Here is a 17,074-nt window from a genome sequence, read left to right as displayed (position 1 = left end):
GAGTGCATGTTAAGATAATTAAATTCCAATAGTAAAGGGTAATATACTTGAAAGTTTATTTGGTAGGTGGTGCTGTTCGAGACAAATTATTGGGATTACCTGTGAATGAAAGAGATTGGGTGGTAGTGGGAGCAACTCCTAACATGATGATTTCCAAAGGATTTAAACCTGTAGGTAAAGAATTTCCCATTTTTTTACATCCAGAAACTCATGAAGAATACGCACTTGCGCGTACAGAACGAAAAATCGCAAAAGGATATAAAGGATTTACTTTTCATGCAACACCGAATGTAGCATTGGAAGATGATCTTAAACGAAGAGATCTGACTATCAATGCGATAGCTGAAACATCAGAAGGAAAACTCATCGATCCTTATGGCGGACAACAAGATCTTAAAAATAAAATCATGCATCACGTTTCTGCTGCTTTTCAGGAGGACCCTGTCCGAATTTTGCGAGTAGCCCGTTTAGCAACTAAGTTTCCAGAATTTTCTATACATCCCGATACGCTAACACTAATGAAAAAAATGGTGCAAAACGGCGAGGTAGATGCTTTACTTCCGGAACGGGTGTGGCGAGAGTTGGTGCGTGCATTCGATAATAAAAAACCAGCTCGTTTTTTTGAAGTATTAGATGATTGTGATGCGCTTTCTGCTTTATTTCCTGAAGTTTACCTGAATAAAAAAGGAATTTCCGCTTTAGCCCTTATCACGAATAAAACTTCATCTAGTGTGATTCGTTTTGCTACCTTATTTCATAATCTCTCATCTGAGACCATTCAATCACTAACTCAAAGATATCATTTTCCAAATGAATATACGGAACTAGCACTTTTAACCGCCCGCTTTCGATCATATTATGCCAAGAGTAATAAAATGAACGAAAGTGAGTTGTTGCATTTCATCATAAAAACAGATGCCTTACGTCGAAATCAACGCTTTAAGAAATTTCTTTTTATTTGCCATTCAATTGACTCGACGGTTACACCCTATCATAATACAAGAATTAGGCACATTATTGAGGCAATTAGATCGGTGGATATTAAGTCTCTACAAAAAAAAGCCCTAAAAGGGAGGGCATTTGCAGAAGCGCTAGAAAAATTGCGTCTTGAAAAAATTCATACATTAATCTCATGCTAATTCTTTATAAGACCAGTGCTACCAACCAATCTGTATATTTTATGTGACACTTTGAAAATATTTGTAAATTGAAGTCTTATTATTATCTTGTTCTAAAAACACATGATCGAAATCAGTTAATAGAAGCAGTATGCTTTTTAAAAGTCATATTTCATTTCAATGCAAAATAAACACGAAAATATGGTTACCAATTCTATAAAATAAAATAACAATTCAATTTTTGGTAAATTTTTTAACAAGGTTGGACTAGGATTAGTTATTAATATAGCTAAAGTGTAAAACAATATCTCGGTTTTTAAAATACGTACGATCATTGATTTTTAAAGATAGAATAATGACGCTTATTTTGATGCTAAATTAGAGCGTTTCCTGGTATAAAAAGTGTAAAGTTACCAAATAAGACATCCTAAACGATTTGTTTGATTTAAATGAGTAAACCCTAACAAGGGTTGTTGATAATTTTTTGTCAACGCAATAGCTTTAAATAATTCACCCATCTCACTAGGTAGCGTTAGTTTTTTAATCTGTTGCGTAATTTCATAGTGCAGGACAATGTCTTCGTAAGTAGGTATAAAGGAAGTGATACCGCAATTTAATAAAAATGCTGCTTGGTGGGTAAAACCAGCAATCATTAAGGACGGTAAGGCCGCTTCAGCAAGAGCGGTAAAATCTACATGTGCTGTAATATCCTGTATACCCACTAAAATAAGTGGATCAAAATGACTATAATGTCGATAGTGGCAGGTGACCGTTCCCTGGTTTCTATCCGGGTGATAATATTCAAATCGCGGAAAGCCATAATCTATTAGTAAAATGAGGCCCGTGTGTAATATATCAGCTAATGAGGTGATCCATCCTTTCATCAGTAAATTAATTTCTGATTCATAGCCCTCTGTAAAATTAATTCCTAGGCTTTTGATAGCCTTAACTAGTGATAATGATGGTTCATCGGTTTTCCAGATAAATCGGTTGGCTTTATAATCAACATAAATTTCTTTAATACCATTTTCGATTTTAAATTTATGAACAGGCATTGCATCAACAACTTCGTTGCCGATAATCACTCCTTGAATTGGATAACTGGGTAGTCGAGATAACCAGTTAACGCGATCTAGTAATTGAGGAATTTCATTTTTGATAAGGGTTGCCTGACGTTCTTGAAAATCGGCACTGACTTCTAAAATATAATAGTGTGCAGGTAAGCATTGATGACGTTCCAATCCTCGTAAAATGTCTACTGCCATTACACCTGAACCAGCTCCTAATTCAAGAATGTCTCCCCTACCTAAATCCGTTAGAACCTGTTGACATTGTTGCATAACAGCTCTGGAAAAAAGCGGAGAAATTTCTGGAGCAGTAATAAAATCGCCAGCTTTACCGCATTTCTGAGCACCAGCACTATAGTATCCCAGCCCAGGAGCATAAAGAGCGAGCTGCATGTAGCGAGCAAAAGTAAGAGGACCATTATCAGTAATTTCTTGCACAATATATTGTTGCAATCGTTCGCTATGCATCTTTATAAAGGAGTTTGGAGCTGGTAATTTATCAAGTAACATGCGCGTAGTAATGATATAAAGGCAATCAGTTGAATGTCAGCAAGTAATAAAATATACATTTATCGAAAGCTCGTATTTACAGGGACCACATAATTACGTTACCATTCCCCATGTACAACGACACGCAAGGTGCGTTGTTAGCATCAGTGATGCTGATGCTTAGTCGTCTTTGTGCGATACATTTTAGTACATAGTTGAGAAAACGTAAACTTACTTTCCCAGATATTATCTTCTTAATCGAAAATATTCATGCTTGGGAAAAAAGGTAACCACAATGGATGATGAAAATCATCAAAAAAGCAGGTACCTGCGTCACTATCTGATATTCAGGATTTTTAGGAGTTAATAGAAAGTATAACAGAGGAAAAAGTTTATTATGAAAAAGAATTATTACGTTATTATTGCGTTTGTTCCTATATTTAATAACTATTGCCTCATGAATTAAGAGACATACCACATTACGTCTGTTCTCTCAGTCCATGTTGCCTATCAAACACAAAGCTGTCAATCAGACTACTAGGGATTACATCAGATTTTTGATGATAGATAGGTTATTGATAGTGCTTTTGTTGATATCTAGCAATCTAGATAAATGGCAATAGCTATTACTTACTGCTTGACAACATGGTATCAATATTTCTCTGGATTTTCCGGTATAGTCCTTTTATGTGGTCCTTTATTAGAGCTCGTTCAAGGTATGTTACATACCCACGTATTCCAGAATAACTCGTATGAGTACAACTCGGATATCTATCCCTCTCGTTTCTAATCTTATTTCAATTTAGATATGTGAAGAAGTGCCCATCCTAAGCCCCTAAAAGGGGGTGGTATATCCGATTTTGAGGTTTGTGGTGTAGATATATGTTATTAAGTAAGTAAGCTTAAGAGAGATTTAAATCAGATTTTCTTTAAACCTCTTTTTGGAGCCTTTATTTTATTTTAAGAATAAGATGGTATTCTGATCTATGTTTGACACGATCCGCAAACTGCTAGTATGCTTGTTTGTCCAACTAATGAGTGAATTGGGGCGTCGCCAAGCGGTAAGGCACTGGGTTTTGATCCCAGCACTTCCCAGGTTCGAATCCTGGCGCCCCAGCCGAAATTTTTAGTTTAGAAGGAAATTTCGTGTGTCGAGTTTCAACGATATTCGTATTTTCCACGGTAGCGCTAATCCGGATTTAGGGACTAACGTCGCCAAAGCACTAAATACTACTATCGGACATGCCTTGGTTACTCGTTTTAGCGATGGCGAAATTCGTATCGAGATACAAGAAAATGTGCGTGGACGTGATATTTATCTCATTCAATCCACAGGATATCCAGTTAATGAAAATGTAATGGAATTACTCTTTATGGCAGATGCTTTTCGTCGAGCATCAGCCAAAAGTATCACTGCGGTTGTGCCTTATTTTGGCTATGCCCGTCAGGATCGTCGTGTACGCTCTTCTCGAGTGCCCATTAGTGCAAAAGTGATTGCTGACATGATGCAAAAAGTGGGTTTTTCGCGTCTTATTACTGTTGATCTTCATGCAGATCAAATTCAAGGCTTTTTTTACATGCCGGTGGACAATATTTATGCCAGTATCACTGCCCTAGAACAATATGGATTGTTTGAAAAGCTAGATCATCCCATGATTGTGTCGCCTGATGTAGGTGGCGTGGTTCGTGCTCGTGCTATAGCAAAACGACTTAATGATTCAGATTTAGCGATTATTGATAAACGACGCCCAAGCGCTAATCAAGCTGAAGTTATGAACGTCATCGGTCGTTCAGAAGGACGACATTGCGTAATTGTAGATGATATTGTCGATACTGCTGGTACGTTATGTCAGGCAGCCAAGGCTCTGAAAAACAAAGGCGCGTTAACAGTTTCTTCTTATTGCACTCATCCCGTTTTATCTGGTAACTCAATTACAAACATCATGGAATCGGATATTGACGAATTAGTCGTGACGGACACCATCCCGCTTAACACCGAAGCAATGGCTTGTGGTAAAATCAAGCAGATTTCATTAAGTCATCTTATCGCTGAAACCATCTCTCGAATTAATCAAAAAGAATCTGTGAGCTCTATGTTTTTGGATTAGAAGTCAGTAATGAAACGTACTTCAGTTCTTGTTTCAGTCAAATCAAATTAGAGTACTAGGGCGATATTCTTTCAGATAAACAAATAATATTTTTAGACTTTTCAGGCTTATGTCTATAAAGCGTTGACTAAATTTAGTCTAAATTTAATTTGTCTGTATATTAATCACATTAACTTAACGTTAAAAAACTAATTATGGCGATCAGCGTGAATCTTTTAAAAAATTACGATCCACAATTAGGCAAATAGATCATGCTGAATCTTAAGAAGCAACAGAATAATGGCCTTCCCTTTTCCTTTTGCTTACTTTTTCTATCTTTACATCCACACCTCCTGTTCCGAACCAGAAATGGCACGCGTACACCATTACGTACATTAAATTGTATCTTTCTCCTAGCTTTATTAGATAGATTGGAAACTAGAGATAACCTAAGACATTTCCCTCGGCTGCTATCTTTATTAGAAAACGGAGACGATTAGGATTGTGTTATTTAGCTCGGGAGACATATTCTCCACACCGCGTGTCAACTTTAATGATTTCGCCTTCCTTTAAAAATAAAGGAACACGGATAACAGCACCGGTCTCCAACTTGGCATATTTAGTACCACCTGCAATTGTATCTCCGCGAATAGCAAGTTCTGTTTTTATAATTTTCAATTCGACAAAATTGGGGAGATTAATTGATAAAAAATTATCATTCCACATTGTAATAGTATAAAATTCTTCTTTTTTAATCCACTGCTTTGCGTCGCTAACTACTTCAGAGGTGATGACATGTTGTTCATAACTATCAGGAGTCATAAAATACCAAAACTTACCATCGTTATATAAATATTGCACCTCAATTTCAACAATATTGGCGGCAGGTAGCGACTCACTTGATTTAAATGTCCGCTCTAGTATACGACCAGTTTTTAAATTACGGAATTTTATTCGGTTAAAGGCCTGTCCTTTGCCTGGTTTGACGAATTCATTTTCTATGATGCTACAGGGATCTCTGTCAATCACGACTTTTAATCCGCCTCGAAATTCATTGGTACTATAAGTCACCATAACGACCCCTTTGTAACTAGAAGCATATTGGTTATCATGGGATTATGTCAACGATCTTACAAGTTGCTATACCTATACCTATCTATCAATGTTTTGATTATCTGATACCAGAATCAATTGCATATACCCAATTGCGACCAGGTATGTTTTTAAAAGTCCCTTTTGGTCATCGGAAATATGTTGGGGTATTACTCGATTTGACATCTTATTCGTCTCTTCCCACCACACGACTTAGAGCTATTCATGCTGTTCTTGATAGAGAACCATTGCCTTTATCGTTACTTCAATTATGTCGTTTTGCTAGTAATTATTATCATTATCCTATCGGTGAAGTAATTCTCGGTACTTTGCCACGTTTAATTCGACAAGGAAAAAAAATAGATAATGGGAAAATTGATAGTTATTCTATGATCGAATCTCCCAAAGCACTTGAATTAAATTTTCATCAACAGCACGCCGTTGATGAGATCGTTAAGCGAAAAGAATTTCAAACTTATTTATTAGCTGGTGTAACCGGTAGCGGAAAAACAGAGGTTTATTTACATTGCATTGAAAAAATTATACAACAAAATAAACAAGTATTAATTTTAATTCCTGAAATTGGCCTAACTCCTCAAACGTTAAAACGATTTCGTGAACGATTTAATGTTCCTATTGTGGTTTTACATTCGAGTTTAACAGATAAAAAACGGGCACAAGCATGGCTAATGGCTAAAAATGGCATCGCCAAAATTGTTATTGGTACACGCTCCACTATTTTTACGCCACTACTTAGTCCAGGAATGATCGTTTTAGATGAAGAACACGATCTTGCTTTTAAACAGCAATCTGGTTTTCGTTATTCAGCACGAGATTTAGCTGTCATCCGTAGTCGGATTGAAAATATTCCTATAATCTTGGGTACCGCAACGCCTTCTTTTGAAAGTTTCTATAATGTGGAACACAAACGTTATCAATTACTATCGTTACCTAATCGTGCAGGAAACGCTCATGTGCCGACCGTGACCGTAATTGATTTGCGGAAAAAAAAATTAATAGCGGGAATGAGCGAAGATTTATTATTTTCCATTGAAAAGCATATTAAAAATAATGGCCAAGTGTTACTTTTTTTAAATCGTAGAGGTTATGCACCAACATTGTTATGTCGCGGTTGTGGTTGGATAACTCACTGCCATCGTTGCGATGCGCGATTAACTTTGCATTCTTGTCCTAAACGACTTTACTGCCATCATTGCGGCGTTAGCAAAAGCATTCCTCTCTATTGTTCACAGTGTCGGTACTATGAACTGATTGAGATTGGACTAGGGACAGAACAATTGGAATTGAGATTACAAGAACGTTTTCCCGACTACAGTATTGTGCGCATTGACCGTGATAATACGCGTACCAAAAATAGCATGGAGGATAAATTAGATCTTATACACAATCGGGGAGCACCAATTTTAATTGGTACGCAAATGATTGTAAAAGGCCATCATTTTACTCATTTAACATTGGTAGCAATTATTGATGCGGATAGCGCTTGGTATGGTACCGATTTCCGTACAGCAGAGCGAATGGGACAATTGTTAACACAAGTATCTGGTCGCGCTGGACGTGTTGAGCAAAGGGGTGAAGTATTCATTCAGACGCATTATCCAGATAATCCATTTTTAATCATCTTGTTAAAAGAAGGATATGAGGCTTTTACAAAAGCACTATTAAATGAACGCAAAATGGCTGCTTTACCACCCTATGCACACCTTGCTTTATTACGTGCTGAAGCAGTTAGACGAAATTTACCGAATGATTTTTTAATAACGATAAGGCAGAAGCTCACTGATATCGTAGGCAAGGAAGTAAATCTGTTGGGTCCCGTGCCTGCCGTCATGGAGCGCAAGGCAGGTCGTTATCGTTATCAATTATTGTTCCAATCTAAAAGCCGCACCAGTCTACATAAGACGTTAAAAAAATTGATTACCTTACTTGCCAATCAACGTATGCAGGTTCGTTGGTCATTAGATGTCGACCCGCAAGAAACAGTCTAGCTATAATATTTCTCATCACTTTCATTCGCCGACTTACTTTACAATAGCCTGTGAAGATCGAATACTCGGGCAACTTTAGTTATATGCAATTTCTACTAGTCAATTCTGAATCCCCAGCGTTGAAGTATGCTTTTAATTGTAGGGTTAGGTGGTGGTATTAGTTGAATCACTGAATATTCGTCCCGTAATGGATAGTGACGACGTAAATTTTCAAATTGACTAGGATTTCTGAGAAGTAATTCACGCATATTTTTTGTTTCGTTAGCAGGATTATATATTTTTAGTAAGATATCTTCTATGGTTTCGCAATTGTCAATGTTAAGCATCTTTTTTTCTTGTAATCGTTGCAGCTTTTTAACTTGACATGTGTCAGATAAATGAAAGTGTCTTAGAAATGCTTCATAAATAGAAATGGTTGCCTGTAACTTCGCAGATCTGCTGTAACCAGCAATATGTGGCGTTGCAATAGTCACTTTTTTTAATAACTCCAGATTAATTTTAGGTTCATTTTCCCATACATCTATACAAGAAATAATATGATTTTGTTTTAATAATGCACTATTATCAACGACAGATCCTCGTCCTGCATTCAATAAAACAATCCCTGGTTTCATCTCTTTAAGTAAAGGCTCATTAATTAAATGATAAGTGGGAAATTTTCCGCTTTTAATCAACGGCGTATGCAAACAAAAAAGATCCACATTCGTTAGTGACCTCAGAGGCATTGAAATAAAATCTTTTTCTAATTCAGCACGTGGCGGGTCATTATAGAAAACCGTAAAACCAATGTTTTTCAAGCGAGCTGATACTGCAGCACCAACCCAACCTACACCAACAATTGCCGCTGTTATTTTCTCGCGCGACAGAAGATTATTCTTCCGCAAAAAAGCTATACAATGAAGCACATATTCTGCAACCGCACTCGCATTGGCACCGGTAGCAACAGCCCAGGTAATGGATTGCTTTTCGAGTAATGCATGATCGATGTGATCAAATCCCGCCGTTGCGCTTCCCACAAATTTTACTGATGTTCCATCCAATAAAGCAGAATTTATCGAAGTTATCGATCGAGTAAGTAATACGCTAACATCTAAAAGATCATGCTTTTTAATATGCTCTCCAGATTTTAAAATAAGTTCACCCCACTTGCCGAATAACTCAGACACAAAAGGAATACGATCATCAGCTAGGATTTTTATCATGGCAATAAGCTTATATAGTTTAAATTTAATTTCTCGTAGACCATGATATACGTAGTTTACCCAATTGTAATTTCCTATGTTGAATCATTAATAGTTCGATGGATAGACAATGAATAGGTACTACCATAAACATCTGCAATTATTCGCAAATGGGGTGAATCATTTGCGAATAATTGCATCCAAAACCATCGGTTGTAATCTGTAAACACAGGCACTGAATATTAGAACTGAATATTATTAAATGCATTGACTTAATGTTAAGATAATTAATAAGGAACAAGAAAGTGTAAAATAGATCTTCTATAATAAATAAATAAATAAACTAACACTATTAAACTATATTTCGTACATTACTGGCGCTTCTACAAATGCTACGTCTATATTTAAATTAGACACAGTCGACGTAATAATACCATCGAGATGCTTCTATTAAAACAGTCAGAATACTGTTGTAATATATTCTTTTAACAAGTGAAATTATGCTAACTATCTGAAGTTTATTGAAATATCATAAGTAAATATTTTTAGACAACAAGGATATTGTCAGAAGATTTTATTTCTTATTTGATTATCATAATTTTGAATAACTACATAGTGTACTTACCAAAAAATTTTAGTAAGTATGCTTTGGAGAGACGTAATATTATTGATAAGAAATAGTATGTTTATAATTCATTGGGAATAGTCAAACTCATTTTTGATTTAATTGATTGATTTATATATGAACATCAGCAAAGAAATTATTCTTCCTTTAGAAATTTCTTATTTTTTGAGCAAAGATCAATTAATTTTGTGCATAGGATAGTTAGTAAACCCTTTCATGTTTTTGGATTGAATATTAATACGCTCTTTTGATAATTGCGTGTACTTTCGCGTCCGTTTTTGCTTATTGAAAACACCCCGGTGCTGTTGCATGCATTGATTAGAATAAGTTACATAATAGGAATTATTATGCCATTTTCATCTATTGTTAGATCTTCGATAACCACTTTATATCACCTTGATTGAAGCACACCTACATTTCATGGTCGTATGATAGATAAGTTCATTAATTTAGCAATATAACTGGTTATTTACTGGTAAGTTCAGTGGCAATTACGAATATAGGTGTTTTCTACATGAAATAGAACATCCATCAGCAAGTTCATTTTACAGAGTCTTTCATGTAATCTTGGGTAAGATGAGCTGGTAATTTAAATCTAACAGCAAGCCAGATAATAAGGATACATAAAACACCAGCAACAACAAAGTCCCAACCAAAGGGAATAACACCTTTTCCACCACCAAAATTGCCGAGATAGGAAATTAATGTAACACCTAAAAAGTAAGGCCAGATCCAGGTGGAAGCCTGCCAATCAAAAGAAAATCGTTTAGCGGGTTCAATAAAAGCACGATGAATTAACAAAACAGTGAACCCAATAAACATTGCGATTCCTAATTTGGAGATAATTACCCATCCACTCCAGTAAGTTAGCAAGGTACATATATAGAAAGCGAAAGTAGCCCATATAGTTACGAATGGAAGTTTAAATGGTCGATGATAATCCGGGAGTTGCTGACGCAATGCTAATAAACAAATAGGAGCAATACCGTATGTTAGCGCCATCAATGAAGTTAAAAAGGTAATCATGCGATCCCAACCTGGCAATGGAGCAAAAAGACACATGCCTAAAATAAAGTTAGTGATAATCGCAATGATAGGGCTTTCTTGGCTAGTTAATCGTTGGAAGAGCAAAGGAATATGATGATTTTTACTCATCCCATATAGAGCTCGAGCACCACTACTGATATACATTAGCGCCGCCGCTAATGGACCAATGATAGCGCCCACATATAAAATGGGTAATAAGAAGTCTAAATGCCGTTGATGCACAACGGCTGTAATAGGGCTAGTACCGCTTTGCAACGCTAGATGGTCCCACCCATGGGCTAGGTTATCAGGAGTAAGTGATGATAGAAAGGCAAATTGCAACAGAAGATAAACGAGTAAACAGATGACGAGGGAGCCAATAATGGCGAAAGGCAAGGCTTGAGCCGGATTTTTAGCTTCGCCGGCTATCTCACAAGCTTGCTTAAAGCCGTTAAAGGCAAAGACAATACCGCCGCTGGTAACTGCCGAGAGCACACCATGTAAGCCAAAAGGCATAAATGTTGCGTGAGCAGGATGAATAAGACGTTGTGGTGAAAAATAAAAGGCAAGGATAGTTAGAGCGACTATCGTTGGGATCGCAATTTTTAGAAGAGTTAATCCACTGTTAAAGCGTAGTAAGCAGCGCAAAGAAAAAATATTCAGTGCGGTAATGCTGAGCATAAATACTGTTGCTACTATATAACCATCTTCTGTTAATCCCCCATCGTTGTAAACCAGCGAAGGAAAAAAATAGTTTAAATATTGCATTATGGCTTGTACCTCTGTGGAAACTAGCGATGCATAAGAAAGCCAAATAATCCATGAAAACAGGAAGCTAACCAAAGTACCATGGGTATAATAAGGGATCCGTATACTAGATCCTGTAATAGGTAACATAGCGCAAAGCTCAGCAAAAACGAAGGCCACAGTGATAGCGGCCGCACCTCCTATCAGCCAGGCAAAGATAGATGAGGGACCAGCCAATTTCGCAGCATAATAAGTGGCGAATAACCAACCTGAGCCTAAAATAGTGCTTACCGAAGCCAATAGTAAAGAAAAAGGTGTGATAGATCGTTTTAGCATAGTAGCCACTAATAATGGATCTCTAATCAAATGCAAGAGGTTATTTTATCAATTTTAATCGCTACTGAACAGTGTATTTTCCAAAGAAAAGGCTGGAATAACCATTAAGTTTCTACTTAAACTAACTAAATAATATCAATGATGGTTAACGATAAAGATTAATGATATAAAAATGAATGATACTATTTCAAAGCTGTTGATTTTAGTTGATGGTTCTTCCTATCTTTTTCGAGCTTATTATGCCTTACCGCTATTAACGAATTCTAGAGGATACCCGACTGGTGCGATCTATGGTGTGATCAATATGTTGCGAAAATTAACGACTGATTATCAGCCAGATTATATGGCCGTTATTTTTGATCCTAAAGGGAAAACATTTCGAAATGATTTATACAGCGCTTACAAAGCCAATCGCATAGAGATGCCAAATAAACTTCGCGACCAAATTAAGCCACTTTTTGCAATTATCAAAGCATTAGGATTACCGTTGATTATCAAAGAGGGTTATGAAGCCGATGACGTTATTGCTACTTTAGCCAAAAAAGCACAACAAAAAGGATTACATGTTTTAATTTCCACAGGAGATAAAGATTTAACTCAAATCGTTAATAGTCACATAACGTTGATTAATACGATGACAGATCATCTGTTAGATCCGTATGAGGTTGAGAAAAAATTTGGTGTTCCACCCGAAAAAATTATTGATTATTTAACTTTGATAGGTGACAATGCAGACAATATTCCAGGGATTCCAAAAGTAGGTCCTAAAACTGCGATTAAATGGCTTAATCAGTTTGGTTCGGTTGAAACTATTATGGAATGTGCTAATGAAATTAAAGGAAAAATAGGTGAAAATCTTCGTATACACTTGGATACACTTCCTTTAGTACGTCAATTAGTTACTATAATTTCTGATTTATCCTTGCGAGAACAACTAACGGATTTAGTGCCTCTTCAAAAAAATAGAGAAAAATTAATTGAGTTGTTTACCGCATTTGAATTTAAGTCATGGCTTGCTGAGATTATGGTGGAAGAAACCACAGAATCCACAATTTCACAATATGTTACGATTACTGATAAAAAGACTTTTGAAATATGGGCAGCAAAATTGAGAGCAGCTAATGAATTTGCTTTTGATACAAAAATTACAAATTCTAACGCAATGTATGATGCAAGGTTGGTAGGAATTGCATTTGCGATAAATCCTCATGAAGCAGCTTATGTGCCACTAGCACATGATTATATAAATGCCCCAGTTCAGCTGGATAAACAATGGGTTTTAAAACAACTAAAACCTATATTAGAAGATGGAAGCAAAACTATTATTGCGCAAAATTTGAAATATGATAGTTGGATTTTAGCAGCAGAAAATATCACCATAAAAACAAAAATCTACGATACATTACTTGAATCATACGTGTTAAATAGCAGTAGCACGCGACATGACTTAAATACGCTAGCTTTAAAATATTTGGGTCGGGTGACCGTTAAACTTGAAGAAGTTATAGGGAAGGGAGTGAAACAAATTACTTTTAATCAAGTCCCGCTTGATGATGCTACCGCCTATGCGGCTGAAGGTGCTGATATAACATTGCAGATCCATCACAAATTATGGCCTTTAATTGAAAAAGAAAAAAACTTAAAAAAAGTGTTTGAGCAAATTGAAATGCCGCTTGTGCCTATTTTGATGCAAATGGAGATGCACGGCGTTTTGATTGATACAGCGGTATTACGTGCGCAAGGCATCGATTTAAATCAACGCATTGAGGTATTAAAACGAGAAGCTTATGAATTAGCAGGCCATAAATTTAATTTAAGCTCTCCAAAACAATTACAAAGGATTCTATATAGTGAATTAAAATTACCGGTATTAAAAAAAACACCCAGCGGACAGCTTTCAACAGCAGAAAATATTTTACAAGATCTATCTCTATATTATCCCTTACCGAAAGTGATTTTAGAATATCGTAGCCTAAGCAAATTAAAATCCACTTATACTAATCGTCTTCTCAAACAAGTTAATCCAGATACTTGTCGTGTTCATACATCATATAACCAGGCAGTCACATCAACAGGGCGTCTCTCCTCTAATAATCCTAATTTACAAAATATCCCCATCCGTACCAAGGATGGGAAAAAAATTCGACGTGCTTTTATTGCATTGCCTGGCTTTCGTATTGTCGCTGCCGATTATTCACAAGTAGAATTGCGCATTATTGCTCATATTTCAAAAGATCCTGGATTAATAAAAGCATTTGAAAGAGAATGGGATATCCACCGCGTAACGGCCTCTGAAGTGTTTGGTGTAAAATTAAACCAAGTCACTTCTGAACAACGTCGGCGTGCGAAGACTATTAATTTTGGTTTGTTATATGGGATGTCGAGTATTGGCCTAAGTAGACAGCTTGGTATTAGTCACGAACTTGCACAAAAATATATTAATACTTATTTTCAGCGTTATTCCAACGTTTACGACTATATGCAAAAAACTCGAGCTACTGCCGCTGTCAACGGGTATGTCGAAACCTTATTTGGTCGACGTGTTTATCTCCCAGACATTCATGCCTCAAATCTTCAACGCCGTCGTGCCGCCGAACGTTCTGCCATTAATGCCCCAATACAAGGAACTGCGGCTGATATTGTCAAAATCGCCATGATCGAAGTCAACGATTGGCTTAAAAAGAACGAAGTTGATGTGCATTTAGTGATGCAAGTCCACGATGAACTAGTTTTTGAGATCGCCGACCAAGATCTCGACCAGACGGTCCCACAAATTAAAAAAGTTATGGAAAAGTCCGTTTTCTTATCAATACCGTTAGTTATAGATATTGGGGTTGGAGATAATTGGGAGGAGGCGCATTAGAGTTTTTTGGAATTGTCAATTTTGATATTCAAAATCCTAATGAAGTTTATATTATTTCGTCATTCTTTCGTACAATTAAAAAAGTATAAAGTCCATTGAAACTGGTGATGTAATTGTGGATAGATCGAAGATTACATGTGAAAGTTAAACGGAATAACAGAAAAATTTTTCTTTACGCACCAGACGCCAAAGAAGCTAACTCATTATATCCATGTTCATATGAAAATACTACTTTTTCTAGTTGGAGCCGTATTCACTTATTGATGTTTCTGTAAAAGTCTATCAATCTTGGTCACTGGTTAGTAATTTGAGTCATTACGTTGTAGTAAATAGTATGCAAATTATTTTTACTTAAAAATAGAACATGCGCAGCTAAATTTCAAGGATAAAATGTTACTCAGAATTCAAGTTGCTCTTCTTATTCTACCGTAACCGATTTTGCTAAATTGCGTGGCTGGTCGACGTCGATTTTTTTCAAAATAGCTATATGATAGGCTAATAATTGTAGAGGAATTGTATAGACAATTGGTGCAATCACGTTAGACATGGTAGGCATTCTTATGGCTGAGCTATAGTGATTTTTTAACTGCCAACGTACTTTTTCATCTAAAAATATAAATAATTCTCCACCCCTCACTTGGACTTCCTGTATGTTGGATTTCAATTTTTCAATTAAATGATCATTGGGTGCAATAACAATAACTGGCATACCTTTATCGACAAGTGCAAGAGGTCCGTGCTTTAACTCCCCCGCTGGATATGCTTCGGCATGCATATAAGAAATTTCTTTTAATTTTAATGCACCTTCTAAAGCAATAGGAAAAAGTGCACCACGACCCAGAAGCAAAGCGTGTTCTTTATTAATAAAACGTCTGGACAATCGTTTAATTGAGGTATTTAACGCTAAAGTTTTTTGAAGTAAACTTGGCAAGCTTTGTAGATGTTTTATGATATTTCCATAATCATTTTCTTTCCGTCGCAGAAGCGCTGCTAATAATAACAACGAGACTAGCTGTGTCGTAAACGTTTTCGTTGCAGCAACACCGATTTCAATCCCAGCCTGTGTAAGAAAAACCAAATCCGCCTCTCGTACGATCGAACTTGTCGGAACATTACAAATACCCAAAGTTGCCGCATACCCTAACTTTTTTGCTTGTCGCAATGCCGCAAGTGTATCAGCCGTTTCACCCGATTGAGATAAAGCGATAAACAAGGTATTAGATTCAACGACACCTTTTCGATAGCGATGTTCACTTGCAATTTCTACTTGGCAGGGGATATCTGCTAACGATTCCAACCAATAACGTCCAACAAGCGCAGCGTGATAGCTGGTTCCACACGCCACGAGCTGTAAGCGTTTTATATTTTTAAATATAGATTCAGCTTTATCACCCATGCTTTTGGGGTTAATGCGATTATTAATTAAATGCCAAGCAACAGTATTTAGCGCCCCTTGAGGTTGTTCAAAAATTTCTTTTTTCATGTAGTGGCGAAATTTACCTTTTTTCATAATCTCATAATTAATTTTGATGTTATGTGCAGTTCGTTTAACCGATTTTCCAGAATCATTATAAATAGTCACCGAATTAGTGCCGATCTTAGCGATGTCACCTTCTTCTAGGTAAATAAAACGTTGTGCTACCGACAATAATGCAGCTAGATCTGAGGCAATAAATTGCTCACTAATTCCTAAGCCGATGATGAGAGGACTACCACGACGAGTTGCATATAGAATGCGAGGTTCATTCACTGAAATAATGCCTAGGGCATACGAGCCCACCAGTTTTTGGACAGAGTGTTTGACGGCGAACAATAATTCTTTTTTCTTTTTGCTGTAGTGACGGATCAAATGCACAATAACTTCAGTATCGGTTTCAGTTTTAAATTGATATCCGAGTTTTAAAAGTTTTTGTCGAAGTGCCTCATGATTTTCGATAATACCATTGTGCACAATAGCAATGCTATTTTCAGAACAATGAGGGTGTGCGTTATTTTCTGTCGGTTTTCCATGAGTCGCCCAGCGCGTATGTGAAATACCTATGTGACCTTGTAGATGCTTTTTTTTAAGTTTTTCTGCAAGAACGGAAACCTTCCCTTTAGCCCGAATACGTTGAATTTTCGAGGTTTGGGGGTGTAAAATAGCGATCCCTGCTGAATCATAGCCGCGATACTCCAGACGTATCAGTCCTTGGAGTAGAATATCAGCCACAGGACGTTTAGCGACGGCTCCCATAATGCCACACATTAATTATTCCTTTGTTAAATTTTAATTAACTTTACCTAAAGTTTAATTAACTTTACCGGAAATGAAGGAATTAAAAAATCGCATTAATGTTTATTTATGCAGATAATGAAAAATAGGGCAATCAAAGTGGTGGTTAGGATCTTTTACTGCAAGCTATAACTATCTAACAAAAATAGTGGTGCAGAACAA

Annotated in this window: 9 protein-coding genes and 1 tRNA gene; 5 read left to right on the top strand and 5 right to left on the bottom strand. The window is 36.5% G+C overall.

The genetic code is table 11. From position 1 onward, the window contains the following. Positions 1 to 47: 47 nt before the first annotated feature. A complete protein-coding gene (locus CEAn_RS03385) occupies positions 48 to 1,139 on the top strand; it encodes a tRNA nucleotidyltransferase/poly(A) polymerase-related protein (RefSeq protein ID WP_244670066.1) in 1,092 nt (363 codons plus the stop codon). A 389-nt stretch (positions 1,140 to 1,528) separates the two neighbouring features. Here CEAn_RS03385 and CEAn_RS03380 read toward each other — a convergent pair whose 3' ends face one another. Continuing rightward, positions 1,529 to 2,695: a class I SAM-dependent methyltransferase gene (locus CEAn_RS03380; RefSeq protein WP_244670065.1), complete on the bottom strand. Its 1,167-nt coding sequence runs from the start codon at positions 2,693 to 2,695 to the stop codon at positions 1,529 to 1,531. A 1,023-nt stretch (positions 2,696 to 3,718) separates the two neighbouring features. Between CEAn_RS03380 and CEAn_RS03375 the strand changes: the two genes are divergently transcribed. Next, positions 3,719 to 3,791 (top strand) — tRNA-Gln (locus CEAn_RS03375). Positions 3,792 to 3,822: 31 nt separating this feature from the next. Next, positions 3,823 to 4,782: a ribose-phosphate pyrophosphokinase gene (locus CEAn_RS03370; RefSeq protein WP_211923786.1), complete on the top strand. Its 960-nt coding sequence runs from the start codon at positions 3,823 to 3,825 to the stop codon at positions 4,780 to 4,782. Between the two features lie 486 nt (positions 4,783 to 5,268). On the opposite strand, the gene efp is transcribed toward CEAn_RS03370, so the two are convergent. Continuing rightward, complete coding sequence (gene efp / locus CEAn_RS03365; RefSeq protein ID WP_211923785.1) at positions 5,269 to 5,835, bottom strand: elongation factor P; 567 nt, start codon at positions 5,833 to 5,835, stop codon at positions 5,269 to 5,271. A 44-nt stretch (positions 5,836 to 5,879) separates the two neighbouring features. On the opposite strand from efp, the gene CEAn_RS03360 reads away from it, so the two are divergent. Further along, a complete protein-coding gene (locus CEAn_RS03360; RefSeq protein WP_211923784.1) occupies positions 5,880 to 7,862 on the top strand; it encodes a primosomal protein N' in 1,983 nt (660 codons plus the stop codon). 95 nt (positions 7,863 to 7,957) lie between these two features. On the opposite strand, the gene CEAn_RS03355 is transcribed toward CEAn_RS03360, so the two are convergent. Both CEAn_RS03355 and CEAn_RS03350 read right to left on the bottom strand, forming a co-directional pair. Beyond that, positions 7,958 to 9,064: a 4-phosphoerythronate dehydrogenase gene (locus tag CEAn_RS03355; protein ID WP_211923783.1), complete on the bottom strand. Its 1,107-nt coding sequence runs from the start codon at positions 9,062 to 9,064 to the stop codon at positions 7,958 to 7,960. Positions 9,065 to 10,208: 1,144 nt separating this feature from the next. Next, positions 10,209 to 11,777 (bottom strand): APC family permease, encoded by a 1,569-nt coding sequence (locus CEAn_RS03350; protein ID WP_211923782.1) that lies wholly within the window; start codon positions 11,775 to 11,777, stop codon positions 10,209 to 10,211. Between the two features lie 172 nt (positions 11,778 to 11,949). On the opposite strand from CEAn_RS03350, the gene polA reads away from it, so the two are divergent. Further along, entirely contained in the window at positions 11,950 to 14,640 is a 2,691-nt protein-coding gene (polA, locus tag CEAn_RS03345; protein ID WP_211923781.1) for a DNA polymerase I, read from the top strand. A gap of 418 nt (positions 14,641 to 15,058) precedes the next feature. Here the strand turns inward: polA and glmS are convergent, their stop codons facing one another. Continuing rightward, positions 15,059 to 16,885 (bottom strand): glutamine--fructose-6-phosphate transaminase (isomerizing), encoded by a 1,827-nt coding sequence (gene glmS, locus CEAn_RS03340; protein WP_211923780.1) that lies wholly within the window; start codon positions 16,883 to 16,885, stop codon positions 15,059 to 15,061. Positions 16,886 to 17,074 lie beyond the last annotated feature (189 nt).

This window comes from Coxiella endosymbiont of Amblyomma nuttalli (genome assembly GCF_018107685.1).
Taxonomy (GTDB): domain Bacteria; phylum Pseudomonadota; class Gammaproteobacteria; order Coxiellales; family Coxiellaceae; genus Coxiella.
Note: the sequence above shows the minus strand (reverse complement) of the source record. Positions and strands in the feature narration are given on the sequence as shown.